The following is a 19437-nucleotide window of genomic DNA, read 5'->3' as shown; positions in this document are numbered from 1 at the left end:
CGCCATGTCGATCGCTGATCCGATCATCTCCATGCGCGGCGTGACCAAGGTCTATGGGCAAGGCCCGACCGCATTCCAGGCGCTTAAGGGCATCGACATCGACATAGCGCAGGGCGATTTCGTCGCGGTCATGGGGCCGTCGGGATCCGGCAAGTCGACGACGATGAACATATTGGGCTGCCTGGACGTGCCCTCAGGCGGGGAGTTTCTGTTCAAGGGCCGCCATGTCGAAACGCTGGACCGCGACCAGCGCGCGCTGCTGCGCCGCCGCTATCTCGGCTTCGTGTTCCAGGGCTTCAACCTGCTGTCGCGCACCACCGCGCTGGAAAATGTCGAACTGCCCCTGCTCTATCGCGGCGAGGACAAGAAGACCCGCTACGACATGGGCATGGCCGCGCTCGACAAGGTGGGCCTCAAGGACTGGTGGGACCATACGCCGGCCGAACTGTCCGGCGGCCAGCAGCAGCGCGTGGCCATCGCCCGCGCCATCGTGACCCATCCCGACGTGCTGCTGGCGGACGAACCGACCGGCAACCTTGATTCGGAACGGTCGGTGGAGATCATGGAATTGCTGACCGACCTCAACCGCAACAGCGGCATTACCGTGCTGATGGTGACGCACGAGCCCGACATGGCCGCCTTCGCCCGCACCATAGTCCATTTCAAGGACGGGCTGGTCGAACGGGTGGAACAGAAGGTGGCGGCATGAACATGAACGGGACTTCCGTTCGTCCTGAGCGAAGTCGAAGGGTTCGTCTGAGCGGAGCGAAGACATCTTGCTATGCTCGGTTTAGGGCTTCGACAGGCTCAGCCCGAACGGGTTTTGGATTTTATCTGCCATGCTAGGCACCACCATCACGCTCGCCTTTCGCGCGATCAATCGGCACAAGCTGCGGTCGTTCCTGACCACGTTGGGGATCATCATCGGCGTCGCCGCAGTCGTGACCATGGTAACGCTAGGCAATGGCGCGACGGCCGCCGTGCGCGAACAGATCAGTTCGCTGGGCGCCAATGTGCTCCAGTTGCGTCCCGGCCAGGGCTTCGGCCGCGGCGGCGGCGGGCCGCGCCCGCCCGATTTCAAGGAGCGCGATCTCACCGCGATCGAAAACCAGCTGACCGGCGTGCGCGCGGTCGCGCCGGTCGTGCAGTCGAGCGGCACCGCCATCTATGAAGGCAATAACTGGTCCACCACCGTCTATGGCACGACGTCGGCCTATTCGGAGGTGCAGCAATGGAAAGTGGCCGACGGCCGCCTGTTCCTGCCGGATGAGGAGGAAGCGGGCAAATCCGTCTGCATCATCGGCAATACAGTGCGCACCAACCTGTTCCAGGGGACGGAGCCGGTCGGCAAGCGGATGCGGATCAAGGGCGTGTCCTGCCAGGTCGTCGGCGTGCTGGCGACGCGCGGCCAGGGCGGTTTCGGCGACCAGGACGATGTCGTCGTCATGCCGATCAAGTTCGTGCAGCGTCGCTTCACCGGCGATCGCGACATCAGCCAGATCATGGTCGCGGTGGACGACGCCTATGACACCAGCACCGTCCAGTCGAGCCTGGAGGAACTCATGCGCGAACGGCGCAAGGTCAAGGCGGGCGACCAGGATAATTTCAACGTCTTCGACACCAAGCAGATCAGCGACACGCTGACCGGCACCACCACGATCCTGACCCAGATCGTCGGCGCGGTGGCGGCGATTTCGCTGCTTGTGGGCGGCATCGGCATCATGAACATCATGCTGGTGTCGGTGACGGAGCGCACGCGGGAGATCGGCATTCGCTTGGCCATCGGCGCGGTCGCCCGCGAAGTGCTGCTGCAATTCCTGGTGGAGGCGATCGTGCTGTCCTGCCTGGGCGGCCTGATAGGCTTGTTCCTGGCGTTGATCGCGACCGCCGCCATCGCGCCGCTGATGCAGGTGCCCTTCCTGTTCGACATCAAGGTCAATTTTATCGCTTTCGTCTTTTCGGCGGCGATCGGGGTGGTGTTCGGCTATTTCCCGGCGCGGCGGGCGGCGGCGCTCAACCCGATCGACGCGCTGCGGCACGAATAGCGGTCGCGGGTGTGGCCCGGCATGGTCCGCAGCCGCAAATCATCCGAAATCAGCCACAGATGAACGACGGTTCAGCTTAAATTTGAGATTGTTACAATTTCCGACAATCTAACCCTGCCCATGACACATCGTCGCGACAGGCGGCCCCTATCTCTGTCTTCGACGCCACGGAATGGCGCCCGTAACAAGGCAAAGGAGTTCATCATGTTCAGGAAAATCCTCATGGCTCTGGCCACCACCACCCTGGTCGCCAGCCCCATCGTCTCCGCCCAAGCGCAGGCTGCGCCGCAACATCGCCAGGAAGTGACGCGCAAGGTCGTGAAGCATAAAGCCAATGGTCGCACCGTCGTCAAGAAACAGACCGTCGTGCGCAAGGACAATCATCGCCGCTGGGCCAAGGGTCAGCGTTTCGATCGCCGCTATGCGACCAACTATCGCGTCGTGAACAATTATCGCGACTATCGCCTGTCGGCCCCGCCGCGCGGCTATCACTGGGTTCGTTCGGGCAATGACGCGGTGCTGATCGCGATCACCAGTGGCCTCATCGGCGCGGTCGTCGGCAGCGTGATCCGGTAACTTTCGCAGCCCGGAAGGCGCGCAATGTCCCAGGGGTTCTCTCTCCCCCCTGGGGCATTTTCACGTCATCGCTCATGATCGAAGTTAAATACCCGATATTAAGGGATTTCGCCGCATATGGGCTGAGCCGGGGGGCCTGTCGGGAATGTCCATGTCCTTATATCAGATCATGTATATCAGCACCGTCGTCGGCACGGTCACGTCGCAGCAATGCGCGGCCATGGCCCAAATGTCCGCGATCAACAATCGGCGGAACGATGTCACGGGCCTGCTGCTGTTCAATTCGCGACGATTTTTGCAGGTGCTGGAAGGGCCTAAGGATGCCGTCGATCGCATCTTCACCCGCATCCACGCCGATCCGCGCCACCGCGCCGTCGTCAAGCTGCGCGAGGGACCGATCGACGCGCGGGAATTTGGCGAATGGGCGATGGCTTATGATGATCCTGCGCGCCCTTCGGCCGATCTGAAGGACAAGGTCGCCGCCTTGCTGGTGCAAGCCGGGCCTTCCACCCGCGCGCATTTCATTGGATCGGCTGACCTGCACCGTCCTGCGGCCTGAGCCTCATACCAGCCCTGTCACATAATAGACCGTGATTACGATGAAGACCGTCACCGTCTTGATGAGCGTCAGCGCGAAGATGTCCTTATAGGCCTGGCGATGGGTGAGGCCGGTCACCGCGAGCAACGTGATGACCGCGCCATTATGCGGCAGGCTGTCCATGCCGCCCGACGCCATGGAGGCGACGCGGTGCAGCACTTCGCGCGGTATGCCGGCCGCATCGCCCGCCGCTACGAACTGTTCCGCCATTGCGGCGAGCGCGATCGACAGCCCGCCCGACGCCGACCCGGTGATGCCGGCGAGCGAGGTCACGGTGATGGCTTCGTTGACCAGCGGATTGGGAATGGCCCGCAGCGCGTCCTTGACCACCAGGAAGCCCGGCAGCGCGGCGATCACCGCGCCGAACCCATATTCGACCGCCGTGTTCATGCCCGCCAGCAACGCGCCGCCGACCGCCGCCCTTGACCCGTCGGCAAAGCGCTTCGCCACGGTGCGGAATGCGAACAGCAGGATGGTGCCGATCCCCAGCAGCAGCGCGCCCTCGACCGCCCAAAGTGCGGAAACCTGCGCCACCTTTACCGTTACTGGTTCCGCCATGCCGGACAGCGACAGCGACACCTCTTCCCCCGCCACCCAACGCGGGATGGCCAGCGTCAACAGCAGATTACCCACGCCCACCACCACCAGCGGCAAGAGCGCGATTAGCGGATGGACAGACGCTTCCTCCTCGACCGCTTCCGGTTCGTTGACGAGCGTTTCGGGCGCGCCATAGCCCTCTCCCGCCGCCAGCATCGCCCGGCGCCGCCAGCCCAGATAAGCAAGGCCGGTCGCCGCTATGAAGACTGATCCAATCAGGCCCAGCACCGGCGCCGCCCATGTCGTCGTGCCAAAAAAGCTGGTGGGGATGATGTTCTGGATCTGCGGCGTGCCCGGCAGCGCATCCATGGTGAAGGTCAGCGCGCCCAGCCCGATGGTGGCGGGCGCCAACCGCTTGGGAATGTCGGCGCGGCGGAACATCTCCGCGGCGAAGGGATAGACGGCGAAGACCGCGACGAACACCGACACCCCGCCATAGGTCAGCAGCGCCGTCACCGCCATGATCGCGGGAATCGCGCGGCCCGCGCCGATGACGCCGATCACCGCCGTCACGATCGCGCGGGAAAAGCCGGAAATCTCGACCAGCTTGCCGAACAGCGCGCCCAGCAGAAAAACCGGGAAATAGAGTTTGAGAAAGCTCGCCACCCGTTCCATGAACAGGCCGGAAAAGGCGGCCGGGACGGCGGCGGGATCGGTCAGGAACACGGCCAGCATCGCCAGCAGCGGCGCCATGACGATGACGCTCATGCCCCGATAGGCGGCGATCATCAGCAGGATGAGCGATAATGCTGCGATCGCGACTGCCATAAGCTAACCCTCTCACCCGTTCGCACTGAGCCTGTCGAAGCGCCTTACCTCTTCTTGCGACAATAGAAAGAAGTAAGAGCCTTCGACAAGCTCAGGCCGACGGGCTTTTTGCCCGGATGCTGCGCGCCGATGCCCTCTTGCCTTTCATATCCCTTTCCGTCATAGGCGCGCCTTCGCACGAACGGCGGGGTGACTCGGCGGGACTGCGCTTATGCAAGACGACAGCCGGAGGGGCGTTCCACATGGGGTGGGCGTCAGCGATCGGCCAACAGATGAGGTAATACCCATGGCTCTTTACGAGCATGTGTTCCTTGCGCGCCAGGATCTGGCACAAGCGCAGGTGGACGCTCTGGCGGAAACCGCCACGAAGATCGTCGAGGAAAATGAAGGCAAGGTGACCAAGGTCGAGACCTGGGGCCTGCGTAGCCTCGCGTACAAGATCGCCAAGAACCGCAAAGCGCACTATGTGATGCTGAACATCGACGCCCCAGGCGGCGTGATCGCGGAACTGGAGCGCCAGACCCAGATCAACGAAGACATCATCCGCTACATGACCGTCAAGGTCGACGAGCTGGAAACCGGCCCGTCGGTGATGATGCGCAAGCAGGACCGCCCCGAACGTGGTGACCGTGGTCCCCGCGGCGATCGTGGTGACCGTGGCCCCCGTGGCGACCGCGAAGATCGTGGCCCGCGCCGCGACCGCGAAGACGCCCCGGCTGCTGAATAAGGAGATCTGAGACATGGCACGCCCGTTTTTCCGCCGCCGCAAGAGCTGCCCCTTCGCCGCCAAGGATGCGCCGAAGATCGATTATAAGGACGTCCGTCTGCTCCAGGGCTTCGTGTCCGAGCGCGGCAAGATCGTCCCCAGCCGCATCACGGCCGTTTCGGCCAAGAAGCAGCGCGAACTGGCCCAGGCCATCAAGCGCGCCCGTCACTTGGGCCTCCTGCCCTACATCGTGAAGTAAGGGAGTAGAAACCCATGGAAATCATCCTGCTCGAACGCATCGAGAAGCTGGGCGCAATCGGCGACGTCGTGACCGTCAAGGACGGTTACGCCCGTAACTTCCTGCTGCCCAACAAGAAGGCGCTGCGGTCCAATAACGCCAACAAGAAGGTCTTTGAGGCCAACCGCGCGAAGATCGAGGCCGACAACGCCGCACGTCGCACGGACGCCGAAGCCGCCGCCGATGGCGTCAACGGCAAGCAGATCATCCTGATCCGCCAGTCGTCCAACGCCGGCGCGCTGTACGGTTCGGTCGCGGTGCGCGACATCGTCGACGCGCTGCACGCCGATGGCGTGACCAATGTCACCAAGGCGATGGTCGTGCTGGAACGCCCGATCAAGACGCTGGGCGTGTTCGACGTCAAGGTCGCGCTGCACCCCGAAGTCGCCGTGACGATCACCGTCAACGTCGCCCGTTCGCCTGAAGAAGCAGAGCTTCAGTCGCAGGGCGTCGATGTGATGGCCGACCTGTTCGAAAAGGACGAGAGCGGCTTCACCGAAGATTATGATCCCAACGCGGAACCGGGCGAAATCGCCTCGGTCACCAGCGACGACGAAGAAGAGCCGGCCGAAGAGGCCTGATGTCTTCCGACAGAAAGAACAAGAAAGCCGCCCCGCAACGGGCGGCTTTTTTATTGGCCGCAATCATGGCGGATTTGGGTGTCCCCTCCGGTAATCGGGAGGGGAATAAGGTCCGCCACCGATCGTTAGCGGCCATCCCCAACCCTAGCCGGTGCCGCAGGATCAGCGTGCCGTCCGCTTGTACACATGCACCAGCCACAGGCTTGTCAAAACCGCGACCGTCAGCAGACGTGGCGGCAGCTTTTCGAGCGCGTGGGACACGCTCCAGAACAGGGCGTCGCCCACGCTGATGACGATTAGGACAGCCACGCCGAACAGCAAGGGCAGCAGGATGCGGCGAGCCTTCATGCAGCGACCATAGCATGGTCGCGCACAGCCCGCGATAGTCGCGTCGCCATGATAGGGAGAGCCAGTGGTGCGGGCGGTCGGAATCGAACCGACACTCCTTGCGGAACCGGATTTTGAGTCCGGCGCGTCTACCAGTTTCACCACGCCCGCACGGCTGGTTCCGGCCAGATGACAAAATCCGGCGCGGGCGTCCAGCCGAAAATCGGCAACAGGCGGAAAAGTCTTCCAGTCCCGGTTGACAGCACCAACCGACATGAGCACATGCGACAAATATATGTTATGTTATATCATTAGGAAATTGCTATGACTTCTTGCGAAGATCGGCAGAAAATCGGTCAATCCCTGCCCCGGCGGATAGCGTTGCTCGATGGGTTGGCGGTCTGCGCCTCGTCGTTTTGCACCTTGCACTGTCTGGCCCTGCCATTGCTGTTCGCATTGCTCCCCGCCGTCGCCAGCCGCGTCGATCCGGGCGAATCCTTCCACCTCGTCATGCTGGCGCTGGCGGCGCCGACCAGCCTGTTCGCGCTGGCGCGAGGCTGGCGCCGACATCGCGCGCGCAGCCTGCTGCCGTTCGGCGTCGCCGGACTTGGGCTCATGGCGATGGGGGCGCTGGCGGCGAAGGGTGCGATCGCAGAGGCCGCTTGGACGGTGGCTGGCAGCACGCTGTTGGCAGGCGCGCATATTCTCAATTGGCGGCGCGGACGCGGTCCGTTGCACGCCTGATCCTTTAGCGACGGGGCGGTACAAAGCTGAGTTGCGCCAGCCGCCACAGCCGTTCCTCCTCGGCCGGCCAATGATCGGCATGATCTAGTGGTTCCTGCGGCACGGCATGACCATGGACTTCGGCGCGAATCAGCCTGCCGGTTTCGCGCAGCCGCACGGTCGCGCCGGGATAGCGCGCTTCCAGTCGCTGACCCAAGGCCTGCGCGTCCGGGGACAGGGCGGGACTGGACAAGGCGCGCGGCGCGCCGTCGATCAGTTCGGCGGTGGAGGAGCGCAGCGCCTTCACACCGTCGCTGATGATGTCGAGCGAGATGATAGCCGCAGCGAGCGAATCGGCCCACCACCAACCCAGACCCAGCCCGATCACCCCCGCAATGCCCGCCGCACCGGTCAGCCAGTTCGCCTTGTTCATCAGCGCATCGGTATGGAGCAGCTTGTCGGACAGTTTTTCCGCCAGCGGCAATTCCTTGCGCCCGATGATGAGCGGCGGGATCAGCGAATAGAGTTGCGCACCCAGCATCAGCCAGCCGAGCCATATGTCACGGCCGAACAGGCGAACCGACGCCACCGTGGCGTGTTCGGCGCGCGCCAGCGTCATCACCGAATCCCACAGCAGCAGCGCGCCGGTCGCCGCCAGCGCCACCGCGGCGAGGAAAAAGCCTAGGCCGTTGACCCGCTCAAAACCAAAGGGGAAGCGCGCGGACCGATGGCCGCGCCGTTCCATCCGCGCAGCGACGAGGAAGGCTATCGGCGGGACGAGACCGAGCGTATCCTCGATCCAGGCGGTCTTCATCGTCTGGCTCTGTCCCATGGTCAGGCCCATCACGGCGACGACGCTGATGGTCCAGAAGATATTCCTATATTCCAGCCGCTCCGCCTGACGCAGCGTCTTGACGATATCGTCGGGCAGGTCGTCGGCGCTGGTCATCGCCCCGCACCCGGATCGGCGGCGGCGCGGGCGGCGCTTTCGACTGTCATGATCCAGCGATTTTCGCCGTTGCGCATGACGGCGTAATAATCAAGACGATTGTCCTTATAGCTCTGCGTCGCGATCGGCGGGCTGAGCGACACGCGCGTCATCCAAGGGCTCTTGCGATCCAGCGGCGTAAGGACGAGGTCGAGGTCGCCGCGCTCCAGCGCCTGAAACAGAGGCTCGGTGGCGCCGGGCCGGATCGCGGGGTGCGCCCCGGTCTGGCGCGACAGACGATCGAGCAGGCGCGCGGCGGCTGCTCGTCCGAAATCGCCGTCGCCCCTCACCAGCCCGACGCGCATCACGCCGTTATGGCCGATGGCATCGCTGCTGCCCGCCGGATCGCGCGGCAAGGCGTCGCACGCGACCAGCAGGCTTAAGCAGCAAAGGGCCAGGATTTTCATTTCGATGGGAAAACGGATACTGGAAGCCCCGGTTCCCCTATACCGCCCGGCTTAGCGCTTTTCGCCGGGAAAGGGATTCGCCTTGAGCAAAGCCGCCAGATGCGCCGCATTGCCCGCCACCATCTTTGCGGTCTTGGCGACCATCTTGGGCGTGTCCTTCAACTCTTTGAAATCGACCGATCCCATCGCCTCTCCCACCCAATAGCAGGCGGCGACGGCGGGAATCGTCCAGCCGACATCGTTAAGCGCCTGGAATATCTGCGCCGAAGCGGCATGGGCGCCATCCTCATTGCCCACGATCGCCGCGACCGCAACCTTGCCATAGCTGGGCATCCGCCCCTGATCGTCCGTTTCGGAGAGGAAGGCGTCCATCCGCTCCAGCGCGCGCTTGGCGACGCTGCCCGCCTGCCCCATCCAGATCGGCGTACCCAGGATGAGGATGTCGGCGGCGAGAATCTGAGCGCGGATGGCGGGCCAATCATCGCCCTCCCCCTCGTCCGATGTCACCCCGGCCAGCACATTGCGAGAGGCGACACGAATCGTGTCCGCTACCTCTACGCCCAGCGCTTCGAATTCCTTCGTCAGCACGGCGATCATCGCTTCGGTCGAACTCGGCTCGCCCGTATCGCGCTTCAACGTGCAGTTGAGCGGTTGCACCGTGATCGCCATGGCTCAGATTCCCAGAAAATCGAGGAGATCGGCGTTGAGCCGGTCGGGCGCGGTGGCGAACAGGCCATGCGGTTCGCCATCATATTCGATGAAGCGGGCGTGCGGGATGCCCGCCGCAGCCGCGCGGCCGCTGGTATCAATCGGCACGGTCTTGTCGGAGGCGCCATGGATGATGAGCGTGGGCACGGTGAAGGCGGCAAGGTCGCCGCGAAAATCGGTCTGTCCAAAGGCGTCGATACAATCGATCGTCGCCTTGGGACTGGCCATCACGCCCAACTGGAAGCTCCAGTCGAGCAGGCCCTGGCTGACCGGGCGGCTAACCCAGCCGACGCCATAAAAGGTCTTGGCGAAGCTCTGGAGGAAAGCGAAGCGGTCCGTGCGAACCTGGTCCTTCATGTCCTGCAACACGCCGATATCCACGCCGTTGGGGTTGCTGTCATCCTGTAGAAGGTACGGCACGACCGATGCGACCAGTGCGACGCGCGCGATCCGCCCGGCGCCATGGCGCGAAAGGTAGCGGGCGATTTCGCCCCCGCCCATCGAGAAGCCGACCAGTGAGGCCTGTCGCAGGTCGAGATGGTCGAGTATGTCCGCCAGATCGTCGGCGAATATGTCATAGTCATAGCCGGTGGCGGGATGGCTGCTATGACCAAAGCCGCGCCGGTCATAGGTGATGACTCGATAGCCAGCCTCCAGGAGCGCCAACGTCTGATATTCCCACATATCGCCAGTTAGCGGCCAGCCGTGAATCAGCACGACCGGCGGGCCGTTGCCCATATCCTTGACGTGCAGCGACGCGCCATCGCGGGTTGCGACCTGGGCCATCAGACATTCTCCTGATTTTTGTCGATTATGATAGGATTTCAGGCAGACCGTGGAGCCTGCCCTTCATACAGCGATCATGCTTCCGGGTGATCGACCCGTTCGGCATGTCCACGTTCCAATCGCATGACGGCACTGGAAGTTCCCGCCGCTTTCCGCCTTGTCGCGCCATCTTGTTGCGGCAGGGCGACTTGCACGATAGCCTTCTTGCGTAACGATCCGCGGCCGTTATAAGGGCGCCTTCGTGCAGACATAGACAATCTTCAAACGGAGAAGGACCATCCTTTGACCGAGCCGTCTGCTACGTTCCTGCTATTTGGCGCCACGGGTGACCTGGCCCGCCGGATGATATTTCCGTCGCTCTATAATCTTCTGTCGGACGGGTTGCTGCCCGACGACTTCCTGATCGTGGCGTCGGGCCGGTCGGATATGGACGACGAGGCCTTCCGCAAGGAAGTCGATGCCGCGCTGCGCCAATTCCTGCCTGCCGACCGCTATGACGGGGATGTCGCAGCGCGCTTCGTGGCCCTGATCGGTTATCAGCCGGTCGATGCCGGCAATGCCGATCAATTCGCAAAACTGGCCGAACGGATCGATGGCCGGCTGGAGCGCGGCCTGTCCGTGTACCTGTCCACACCGCCATCGCTGTTCGCCCCGACCGCGCAGGGGCTTAGCGAGGCCGGCCTGATCACGCCGCACACCCGGATCGCGATGGAAAAGCCGATCGGCAAGGATCTGGCCTCCTCCAAAATCGTCAATGACGGGATCGGCGCGCTGTTCGTCGAAGAACAGATTTTCCGCGTCGACCATTATCTGGGCAAGGAAACGGTCCAGAACCTGCTCGCGCTGCGCTTTGGCAATGTCATGTTCGAACCCTTGTGGAACACCACGGCGATCGACCATGTGCAGATCACGGTCGGCGAGACGGTGGGGCTGGAAGGCCGCGTCTCTTACTATGACGGGGTCGGCGCGCTGCGCGACATGGTGCAGAATCACATGCTCCAGATATTGTCGATCATCGCGATGGAGCCGCCCGCGCGGATGGACCCGACCGCGGTGCGCGACGAGAAGGTGAAGGCGCTGCGGTCGCTCCGCCCGATGACGGCCGAGACGGTCAAGCATCTAAGCGTGCGCGGCCAATATACGCCGGGCGCCGTCGGTGGCCAGATCGTCACCGGCTATGCCGACGAACTGGGCCAGCCGTCCGACACCGAAACCTTCGTGGCGCTGAAAGCCTATATCGACAACTGGCGCTGGCAGGGCGTGCCCTTCTACCTGCGGACCGGCAAGCGGATGCCCGCGCGCCAGTCCGAAATCGTCATTCAGTTCAAGCCGGTGCGGCACAGCATCTTCGGCCGCGACGGACAGCATGGCGCCGGCGGCACGGGGTTGGAGCCGAACACATTGGTCATCCGGTTGCAGCCGGAAGAATATATCCGCCTGCAGATCATGACCAAGCGGCCGGGGCTGGAGCGGCAAGTGCAGTTGGAGGAGGTGACGCTGGACGTGTCGCTGACCGCCGCCTTCGCCGGGCAGCGCCGCCGCATCGCCTATGAACGGCTGATCCTGGACCTGCTGGCGGGCGATCAGACCCTGTTCGTGCGCCGTGACGAGGTGGAGGCGCAATGGGCCTGGATCGATAGCATCATCGATGGGTGGAGAGAGGCCAATGTGAAGCCCGCCGCCTATTCTTCGGGGAACTGGGGTCCGTCTTCGGCCATTGCCCTTATCGAACGTGACGGAGCCAGCTGGCATGACTGACCTACATCCCGTAATCGCCAAGGTGACGGAGCGCATCGTCCAGCGCAGCGCCGCGTCGCGCCTGAAATATCTCGACCTGATCGAGCGCGGACGCGACGCGGGCACCAATCGCGATCAACTGTCCTGCGGCAACCTGGCCCATGGCTTTGCCGCGAGCGGCGAGGACAAGGCGGTGATCCGCACCGGCCGGGCGATGAATATCGGCATCGTGACGTCGTATAACAACATGCTGTCCGCGCATCAGCCCTATGGCCGCTATCCTGAGCAGATCAAGATCGCGGCGCGCGAAGTCGGCGCCACGGCGCAGGTCGCGGGCGGCGTACCCGCCATGTGCGACGGCGTGACGCAGGGACAGGCGGGCATGGACCTGTCGCTGTTCAGCCGCGACACCATTGCGCTGTCGACCGCCGTGTCGCTGAGCCATGCGATGTTCGAGGGGACGTTGCTTCTGGGCATATGCGACAAGATCGTGCCGGGACTGCTGATCGGCGCGCTGCGTTTCGGGCATCTGCCCACGATCCTGATCCCGGCCGGGCCGATGCCGTCGGGCCTGGCCAATAAGGAAAAGGTGCGCATCCGCCAGCTTTATGCCGAAGGCAAGGTCGGCAGGGACGAACTGCTCGAATCCGAAAGCGCCTCCTATCATGGCGCGGGCACCTGCACCTTCTACGGCACGGCCAACAGCAACCAGATGATGATGGAGATGATGGGCTTGCATATGCCCGGCTCCGCCTTCGTCAATCCGGGCACGAAGCTGCGCAGCGAACTGACGCGGGCGGCGACGCATCGCATTGCATCGATCGGCTGGGATGGCGACGATTATCGCCCGCTGGGCCACTGCGTCGATGAAAAGGCGATCGTCAACGCCATCATCGGCCTGATGGCGACGGGCGGCTCCACCAACCATGCGATCCATGTTCCCGCCATCGCGCGGGCGGCGGGCATCCATGTCGACTGGACCGATTTCGCCGAGATTTCCGACGTGGTGCCGCTGCTGGCGCGGGTCTATCCTAACGGGTCGGGCGACGTGAACCATTTCCACGCCGCGGGTGGCATGGCTTATATCATCCGGGAATTGCTGGATAATGGCCTGCTGCATCGTGACGTCATGACGGTCGCGCGCGAAGACCTGACCGATTATGGCAAGGAGCCGGTGCTGGAGGACGAAGCGCTGCAATGGCGCGACGTGCCGGCATCGCGCGATGAGGCGATGCTGCGCCCGGTCGCCAATCCGTTCAGCGCGGATGGCGGCATGAAGCTGCTGGCGGGCAATCTGGGCCGTTGCGTGATGAAGGTCAGTGCGGTCGATCCGGCGCTGTGGACGATAGAGGCACCTGCCGCGATCTTCCACGATCAGGACGATGTGCTGCGCGCGTTCAAGGACGGCGAACTGGAGCGCGACGTCGTGGTCGTCGTCCGCTTTCAGGGGCCGAAGGCCAACGGGATGCCCGAACTGCACAAGCTGACCCCGGCGCTGGGCGTATTGCAGGATCGCGGGTTCAAGGTCGCCTTGCTGACTGACGGGCGTATGTCCGGCGCCTCCGGCAAGGTGCCCGCCGCCATCCACATGTCGCCCGAAGCCCTGGGCGGCGGTCCGATCGGCAAGCTGCGCGACGGCGATCTGGTGCGGGTCTGCGCGCAGACCGGCGCGGTCGATGCGCTGGTCGATGCGGCGACATGGGAAGCGCGGGACATTCCTCCCGCCCCGCCCCCGCCCTACGACACCGGCCGCGAATTGTTCGCCCTGTTCCGCCATCACAGCGACCTCGCCGAGCAGGGCGCGTCGCCGATCCTGGCGGCGATGGAAAGCGAGATTTGATTTAGACCCGTTCGGCCCCTCGACTTATTCGGGAGGGCCTGTCGAAGCCCTTCTCTTCTCCAAAGAAGAGTTGCCCTTCGACAAGCTCAGGGCGAACGGATGGAGAGTGACATGACCGACATCATCGCCGCCGACATCGGCGGAACCAACGCCCGTTTCGCTCGCGCGTCGCTGGACGCCAAAGGCGTGCCGACACTTGGCACCGTGCGCAAATATAAGGTCGCCGACTATCCCAGCCTGCAAAGCTGCTGGGCGGCGTTCGCCGAAGACGAGCAGAAGGCAGGCGATGGCGACCTGCCCCGCGCCGCCTCGATCGCATTCGCCACCGCCATCGGGCGGGACGTCATCAAGCTGACCAACAGCAATTGGGTGATCCGCGCCGATACGCTGGCCGACGACATCGGCGTCGATACCGTCCGCCTCGTCAATGATTTCGAGGCTGTGGCTCATGCCGTGTCGCGCCTGCCGGCCGAGAATCTGCCGTTGCTGTTCGGCGAGGATCGTCCCTTCCCCACCGATGGCGGAGTCACCATCCTTGGCCCCGGCACCGGCCTGGGCGTCGCGTTGATCGCCTACGACCAGGGCCATCCCCATGTCATCGCGACGGAGGGCGGCCATCTCGACTTCGCCCCGCTCGATCCTATCGAGGAGAAAATCCTCTCCTATCTGCGCGACAAGTTCCTGCGCGTATCGACCGAGCGCATCGTGTCGGGACCTGGCCTCAACTATATCTACAAGGCCTTGGCCACGATCGGCCATGACCGGGTCGTGCTGATGGAAGACCCTGAATTGTGGCAGGCCGCGCTGGAGGATGGCGATCCCTTCGCGCGAGCGGCGCTGGAGCGCTTTTGTCTCTGCTACGGATCGATCGCGGGCGACCTGGCGCTGGCCCATGGACCACACGGCGTCGTGCTGGCCGGAGGCCTGACCCAGCGGATGCGCGATTTCCTTCCGTACAGCGGCTTCCACACTCGTTTCAAGGCCAAGGGCCGGTTCGAAAGCCTGATGGCGACCGTACCGATCCGCATGGCCATCCATGATGAAATCGGCCTGTTCGGGGCCGCCGCCGCATTCCGGGAGAAGTGATGATGAGCAAGTTGACCGTCGAACAGGTGATGGAACTGGCCCCGGTGATCCCGGTGCTGGTGGTGGACAGGGTCGAAGACGCGCTGACGATCGCGCGCGCGCTGGTCGCGGGCGGCCTGCCCGCGCTGGAAGTGACGCTGCGCACCCCCGCCGCGCTGGACGTGATCCGCGAAATGGCGAAGGTCGAGGGCGCGGTCGTCGGCGCGGGCACGGTGCTGAACCCGGCGCAGCTGGATGCGGCGATGGAGGCGGGCGCCCGCTTCATCGTCAGCCCCGGCCTCACCAAGCCGCTGGGCAAGGCCGCGATCGCTGCGAAAATCCCCTTTCTGCCCGGCACCGCCACAGCTGGCGACATCATGCGCGGCATGGACATGGGGCTGACCCATTTCAAATTCTTCCCGGCCGAAACGTCCGGCGGGCTGCCGGCCTTGAAGGCTTTGGCAGCGCCCCTCCACACCGCGCGCTTTTGCCCGACCGGCGGCATCACACCGCAAAACGCACCCGAATGGCTGGCCCAGCCCTTCATCAAATGCGTCGGCGGCAGCTGGGTCGTGCCCAAGGGGCCGGTGGACGCGGCGAAGATCGAAGCGCTGGCTCGCGAAGCCGCTGCGCTGCCGCGGTAAAGACGGCGCGCGCGCCATTGCGCCGGATCGCGCGCCGCCCTAGATGCAGGTCATGACACCGCGCCGCCTCTTCACCGCCCTGGCCCTGTTCCTGTCCGGTTGTGCGGGGGCGCCGCAAAGCTACCCCTCGCTCGCCAAGCGGCCGATCGAAAGTGCGCCGATGGCGCAGGTCGCGCCGCCCGCCCCGTCGGTGCCGGCCGATGCGGCGCTGTCGGCGGAAATCACGCGCCATGTCGCCCAGGCGGACAAGGGCGCCGCCGCCTTCGACGCCGCCTATGCGCGCGCCGACCGGGCGGTGGGCGCGGCGAAGGGTGCAGGCGTGTCGAGCGATGTCTGGGTTGCGGCGCAGGTCGCGATCAGCGCTCTCGAATCCGCGCGCAACGACAGCGTGTCGGCGCTCGCCAGCCTCGACACCCTCTATGTCCAGCGCAGCAACGCCGTGGCCGATGGCAAGGCGGCGGGCGGGCTGGAAGATATCGACGCGGCCCGTAGCGCCGCGCTGGCGCTGGTGGACCAGCAGAATGATCGCATCGACGCTATGAAGGGGCGGCTGCCGCAGCCTTGATTATGGGCGGTCGACATCGGTCCGACCTCCGGTGGCATAACGTCGTCACAAAATCTGACGCTCTTCATCCCGGTAGACCGGCAGGCCCAACCCGCGCCGGATCGCCATCGCCCGCAGCAGGAAGCCCAGCAGCGCGGCGATGACGCCGGCGACCGGCACGTCCAGCCCGATCCAGCGCAACGCGACGAACAGGCCCGATGCGAAGGCCGCCGCCGTGACGTAAAGTTCGGGCCGCAACAGGATCGACGGCTCGCCCGCCAGCAGGTCGCGCATGATGCCGCCGACGCAGCCGGTGACGACGCCCATCATCCCCGCGACGAAAGGCGGCACGCCGAAACTCATCGCCTTGGCCGCGCCGAACACGGCGAAGGCGGCCAGCCCGATCGCGTCCAGCCAGTCGAGCGCCCGTTCGCTCCAGAATTTGCGCGGGGTGAACCACACCAGCAACGCCGCGCCCATGCAGGCGATGGCCGGCACCGGATCAACCACCCAGAAGACCGGCGCGTCGATCAGCAGGTCGCGCACCGTGCCGCCACCGACCCCGGTCACTAGCGCGAAGAAGGCGAAGGTGACCAGCGTCTGCCGCAACCGCGCCGCCGCCAGCGCGCCGGACGCGGCAAATACGAAAGTGCCAACGATACTCAATGTTTCAAGCACTGGGCCGATCGATGTGGCGAGCAGGGGCGTGGGTGGGAGCATGGCGCGATCTACCCCCTTTCCTGGCATGATTGAAGCCCAGAATGCGTGTTCCCGCGCAGGCGGGAATACGCTCCTCTGCCATCCCATCCTACGCAGTCTCCCCTATTTCCGCCCCTTCTCCACCGCCAGCCGGCTCATCAATATCGCGGCGCGCTTGGCCTGGCGCTTCATGGTCGAAAGGTCGGCCTTCTCCGCCGGGCTGTGATCGCCGCTGGACGCCAGGCCAAGGCCCACCAGTCCGTCCGTGTCGGCCGCAACGAAGCTGATGTCGCCCGCCCCGCGCTTCAACGGATCGAGCGCCGCCATTTCCGGCAGGCCCAGATCCGCATTGACGCCGTTCAGCTTGCCCAGCAGCGCCTTGTTCCCCTGCGTTGGCGCCATCGATGGATAGCCCAGGTCGAACGCGATGCTGGCCGATGTGCCCGTCAAATGCCCTGCCTCGACGATCGCCTGCATCTTCGCCTGAACCCGCTTCGTCTGCTCTTCGCTCAGCGTGCGGAAATCGCCCTTAGCCACCGCGACCGGCGGGATGATGTTGGTCTTGCCGGTCACGGCGATGCGCACGCCGTCCTTGTCGACATCCGCGCTCTGCCCGCCGCCGATCAGGCCGACGTTGAAGGTCAGATTGGGTTCGGGCAGTTCCCTGCGAAACGCGACTATGATCCGCGCCAGTTCATAAACCGCTCCGTCGCCCGCGCTGGCCGAAAAAATGCCCGAACTATGGCCAGACTTGCCCGTCGCGGTCAGCGTCCAACTGTTGGAGGATCGCCGCGCGATCGACCCCATATCCTTGCCATTTTCCTGCGACAAGCCTTCGAAATCCAATGCGACATCGGCGCGCTTGCCAGCGGCCACCAGATCGGCGCGGGCGATCGAAACCGGATCGCCCGAATCCTCCTCATCCCCGGTCAGCACCACTTCGATGTTCGCGTTTTTCAGCGTGCCGGCCGCCTGCATCGCCTTGAGCGCCAGCAGCATCGTAACGACCCCGCCCTTGTCGTCGGCGACGCCGGGACCAGTGGCCCAATCGCCATCGCGCTTGAAGGTCTGGAACGGCGAATCCGGCTCGAACACCGTATCGAGATGGCCGATCAGCAGCATCTTGGCGCCGCCCGCCTTCCCCTTGTGCACCGCGATCAGATGCCCCGCCCGCTTGGCCGCATCCATCGGCTTCCAGGTGACGGTAAAGCCCAGCGCCTCATATTCGGAGCGCAGCATGTCGGCCACCGCTTTCACGCCGGGGAAATTCATCGACCCGCTATTCTGGTTGACCAGCTTTTCCAGCAACGCGACGGACGGTTCATAGCCGGCATCGACCGTCGCGCCCATCTTCTGCTCCGCCGGGCTGAGCGCGGCATGGGCCATAGGCGCGCTGCCCATCAGCAGCGCGCCCGTCACCAAAGCCCGAATCAGTTTTTGTCGATTCACTTGGCCAGTTCCGCCTCGATCGCCGCGACCAGCGCCGGGTCATTGGGCGCAGTCGTGGGGTCGAAACGCGCGGCGACGCTGCCGTCCTTGGCGATCAGGAACTTCTCGAAATTCCACAGCACTTCGGGCACCGGATTGGGGGTCATGCCATAGCCCTTGAGCTTTTCGCGGAAGGCGTCGCCCTCGCCCTGCGCGTCCGGCTGCGCGCTGGTCAGCGCGGCATAAAGCGGATGCTTGTCCGGCCCGCTAACGACGATCTTTTCGAACATTGGGAAATCGACGCCGAAATTGGTGGTGCAAAAGGTTGCGATCTCGTCATTGCTGCCCGGTTCCTGCGCGCCGAAATCATTGGCGGGGAAGCCTGCGACGACCAGGCCCTTATCCCTATAATCGGCATAAAGCTTTTCCAGCCCCTCATATTGCGGGGTCAGTCCGCATTTGGACGCGACATTGACCGCCAGCACCACCTTGCCCGCATAATCGGCCAGGCTGGCGTCGGCGCCCTTGATGGTCTTGAGCGCAATCTGCTGAATATCGGTCATATATCGTCTCCTTAGATGAAATTAGCGCGAACCTGCCATTAAATCGCCGCGCCGAACAGATGCCCTGCAACCGCCGTCACCGCCATCGCCAATGCGCCCCAGAACAGCGTGCGCGCGATCGACCGCGACGGCTTCGCCCCGCCCAGCCGCGCCCCGACATGCCCCAGCAGGACAAGACAGAGCAGACAGACGATGACGATCACGACAATCGCATGGCCCGCCGGGGCCAGCGCGGCGGCCAGCACCGGCGGCGCGGCGCCCGCGGCGAAGCTGCCGGCCGACGCCAACGCCGCCTGCACCGGCCGCGCCGTCGCCAGATCGGATATGCCCAATTCGTCGCGCGCATGAGCGCCCAGCGCATCGGCCGCCATCAACTGCTGCGCCACCTGCCCCGCCAGATCGGGCGTCAGGCCGCGTTCGACATAGATATTGCGCAACTCCACCCATTCGGCATGGGGCTGGGTCGCCAGCGCCTTGCGCTCCTTGGCAAGGTCGGCGCGTTCAGTATCGGATTGCGCGCTGACGGACACATATTCGCCCGCCGCCATCGACATCGCGCCCGCCACCAGCGCCGCAATGCCGGTCAGCAATATAGTCTGGCTGTCAGCCCCCGACGCGGCGACGCCGGTCATCAGGCTGGCGGTGGACACGATCCCGTCATTGGCCCCCAGCACGGTCGCGCGCAACCAGCCGACGCGGTTCACATAATGAACGGCATGATGGGGCTGGTCGATTGCGGTGTCGGTCTGCGCGTCCATCGATCAACCCCTTCGCCTGGCCCCTATCCCGGCATCCATGCGCCGTGAGCC

At 64.4% G+C, this 19437-nt stretch carries 23 protein-coding genes and 1 tRNA gene; 13 read left to right on the top strand and 11 right to left on the bottom strand.

Features of this window, described 5'->3' with window-relative positions; all coding sequences use genetic code 11:
• Positions 1–4 precede the first annotated feature (4 nt).
• The 4 genes from V473_RS04645 to V473_RS04630 all read left to right on the top strand — a co-directional run bounded on the left by V473_RS04645 (position 5) and on the right by V473_RS04630 (position 3180).
• Positions 5–709 carry an ABC transporter ATP-binding protein gene (locus V473_RS04645; protein WP_066601071.1) on the top strand — a complete coding sequence of 235 codons (705 nt, stop codon included), beginning with the start codon at positions 5–7 and terminating at the stop codon, positions 707–709.
• A 130-nt stretch (positions 710–839) separates the two neighbouring features.
• Positions 840–2045, top strand: coding sequence for an ABC transporter permease (locus tag V473_RS04640; protein WP_066601070.1), 1206 nt, complete (start codon positions 840–842; stop codon positions 2043–2045).
• 204 nt (positions 2046–2249) lie between these two features.
• Positions 2250–2621: an RcnB family protein gene (locus tag V473_RS04635; protein WP_066601068.1), complete on the top strand. Its 372-nt coding sequence runs from the start codon at positions 2250–2252 to the stop codon at positions 2619–2621.
• Between the two features lie 151 nt (positions 2622–2772).
• Positions 2773–3180: a BLUF domain-containing protein gene (locus V473_RS04630; RefSeq protein WP_242495914.1), complete on the top strand. Its 408-nt coding sequence runs from the start codon at positions 2773–2775 to the stop codon at positions 3178–3180.
• A gap of 3 nt (positions 3181–3183) precedes the next feature.
• On the opposite strand, the gene V473_RS04625 is transcribed toward V473_RS04630, so the two are convergent.
• Positions 3184–4584, bottom strand: a complete 1401-nt coding sequence (locus V473_RS04625) for a GntP family permease (protein ID WP_066601066.1) — start codon at positions 4582–4584, stop codon at positions 3184–3186.
• Between the two features lie 286 nt (positions 4585–4870).
• Here V473_RS04625 and rpsF point away from each other — a divergent pair, with 286 nt between their 5' ends.
• Genes rpsF through rplI form a run of 3 tightly spaced genes read left to right on the top strand, consistent with a single transcriptional unit; the run spans position 4871 to position 6169 of the window.
• Positions 4871–5311 carry a 30S ribosomal protein S6 gene (gene rpsF, locus V473_RS04620; RefSeq protein WP_066601064.1) on the top strand — a complete coding sequence of 147 codons (441 nt, stop codon included), beginning with the start codon at positions 4871–4873 and terminating at the stop codon, positions 5309–5311.
• A gap of 13 nt (positions 5312–5324) precedes the next feature.
• Complete coding sequence (gene rpsR / locus V473_RS04615) at positions 5325–5549, top strand: 30S ribosomal protein S18 (RefSeq protein WP_004212076.1); 225 nt, start codon at positions 5325–5327, stop codon at positions 5547–5549.
• A 14-nt stretch (positions 5550–5563) separates the two neighbouring features.
• Positions 5564–6169, top strand: coding sequence for a 50S ribosomal protein L9 (rplI, locus tag V473_RS04610; RefSeq protein WP_066601062.1), 606 nt, complete (start codon positions 5564–5566; stop codon positions 6167–6169).
• A 162-nt stretch (positions 6170–6331) separates the two neighbouring features.
• Here rplI and V473_RS04605 read toward each other — a convergent pair whose 3' ends face one another.
• Both V473_RS04605 and V473_RS04600 read right to left on the bottom strand, forming a co-directional pair.
• Positions 6332–6517 (bottom strand): hypothetical protein, encoded by a 186-nt coding sequence (locus V473_RS04605; RefSeq protein ID WP_066601061.1) that lies wholly within the window; start codon positions 6515–6517, stop codon positions 6332–6334.
• Positions 6518–6582: 65 nt separating this feature from the next.
• Positions 6583–6667, bottom strand: a tRNA-Leu gene (locus V473_RS04600).
• 153 nt (positions 6668–6820) lie between these two features.
• Between V473_RS04600 and V473_RS04595 the strand changes: the two genes are divergently transcribed.
• Positions 6821–7240: a MerC domain-containing protein gene (locus V473_RS04595; protein WP_066601056.1), complete on the top strand. Its 420-nt coding sequence runs from the start codon at positions 6821–6823 to the stop codon at positions 7238–7240.
• 4 nt (positions 7241–7244) lie between these two features.
• Here the strand turns inward: V473_RS04595 and V473_RS04590 are convergent, their stop codons facing one another.
• Genes V473_RS04590 through V473_RS04575 form a run of 4 tightly spaced genes read right to left on the bottom strand, consistent with a single transcriptional unit; the run spans position 7245 to position 10108 of the window.
• Positions 7245–8168, bottom strand: a complete 924-nt coding sequence (locus V473_RS04590) for a cation efflux transmembrane domain-containing protein (protein WP_066601055.1) — start codon at positions 8166–8168, stop codon at positions 7245–7247.
• Complete coding sequence (locus V473_RS04585; RefSeq protein ID WP_066601054.1) at positions 8165–8614, bottom strand: hypothetical protein; 450 nt, start codon at positions 8612–8614, stop codon at positions 8165–8167. The genes V473_RS04590 and V473_RS04585 overlap by 4 nt, the downstream gene beginning before the upstream one ends.
• A gap of 51 nt (positions 8615–8665) precedes the next feature.
• A complete protein-coding gene (locus V473_RS04580; protein WP_066601053.1) occupies positions 8666–9283 on the bottom strand; it encodes a flavodoxin family protein in 618 nt (205 codons plus the stop codon).
• Between the two features lie 3 nt (positions 9284–9286).
• The gene (locus V473_RS04575) at positions 9287–10108 is read right to left on the bottom strand and encodes an alpha/beta fold hydrolase (protein WP_066601051.1); all 822 of its coding nucleotides are present in this window, start codon (positions 10106–10108) and stop codon (positions 9287–9289) included.
• Between the two features lie 282 nt (positions 10109–10390).
• Between V473_RS04575 and zwf the strand changes: the two genes are divergently transcribed.
• The 5 genes from zwf (at position 10391) to V473_RS04550 (ending at position 15959) form a co-directional block, all read left to right on the top strand.
• On the top strand, positions 10391–11866 hold the full coding sequence (gene zwf / locus V473_RS04570; RefSeq protein WP_066601050.1) for a glucose-6-phosphate dehydrogenase: 1476 nt from the start codon (positions 10391–10393) through the stop codon (positions 11864–11866).
• On the top strand, positions 11859–13685 hold the full coding sequence (gene edd, locus V473_RS04565) for a phosphogluconate dehydratase (RefSeq protein ID WP_066601049.1): 1827 nt from the start codon (positions 11859–11861) through the stop codon (positions 13683–13685). Before zwf ends, edd begins: the two co-directional genes overlap by 8 nt.
• 111 nt (positions 13686–13796) lie before the next feature.
• Entirely contained in the window at positions 13797–14771 is a 975-nt protein-coding gene (glk, locus tag V473_RS04560; protein ID WP_066601047.1) for a glucokinase, read from the top strand.
• 2 nt (positions 14772–14773) lie between these two features.
• The gene (gene eda / locus V473_RS04555; protein WP_066601046.1) at positions 14774–15394 is read left to right on the top strand and encodes a bifunctional 4-hydroxy-2-oxoglutarate aldolase/2-dehydro-3-deoxy-phosphogluconate aldolase; all 621 of its coding nucleotides are present in this window, start codon (positions 14774–14776) and stop codon (positions 15392–15394) included.
• A 52-nt stretch (positions 15395–15446) separates the two neighbouring features.
• Complete coding sequence (locus V473_RS04550; protein ID WP_066605038.1) at positions 15447–15959, top strand: hypothetical protein; 513 nt, start codon at positions 15447–15449, stop codon at positions 15957–15959.
• Between the two features lie 45 nt (positions 15960–16004).
• Here the strand turns inward: V473_RS04550 and V473_RS04545 are convergent, their stop codons facing one another.
• From V473_RS04545 to V473_RS04530, 4 genes are all read right to left on the bottom strand, one after another.
• The gene (locus V473_RS04545) at positions 16005–16658 is read right to left on the bottom strand and encodes a trimeric intracellular cation channel family protein (RefSeq protein ID WP_066601044.1); all 654 of its coding nucleotides are present in this window, start codon (positions 16656–16658) and stop codon (positions 16005–16007) included.
• A 102-nt stretch (positions 16659–16760) separates the two neighbouring features.
• Complete coding sequence (locus tag V473_RS04540) at positions 16761–18023, bottom strand: M20/M25/M40 family metallo-hydrolase (protein ID WP_408021503.1); 1263 nt, start codon at positions 18021–18023, stop codon at positions 16761–16763.
• A 59-nt stretch (positions 18024–18082) separates the two neighbouring features.
• Entirely contained in the window at positions 18083–18628 is a 546-nt protein-coding gene (locus V473_RS04535; protein WP_066601041.1) for a glutathione peroxidase, read from the bottom strand.
• Positions 18629–18666: 38 nt separating this feature from the next.
• Positions 18667–19386: a VIT1/CCC1 transporter family protein gene (locus V473_RS04530; RefSeq protein ID WP_066601040.1), complete on the bottom strand. Its 720-nt coding sequence runs from the start codon at positions 19384–19386 to the stop codon at positions 18667–18669.
• Positions 19387–19437 lie beyond the last annotated feature (51 nt).

Origin of the sequence: Sphingobium cupriresistens LL01 (assembly GCF_001046645.1) — a bacterium.
Taxonomy (GTDB): Bacteria; Pseudomonadota; Alphaproteobacteria; order Sphingomonadales; family Sphingomonadaceae; genus Sphingobium; species Sphingobium cupriresistens.
This window is presented reverse-complemented; position numbering and strand designations above follow the sequence as displayed.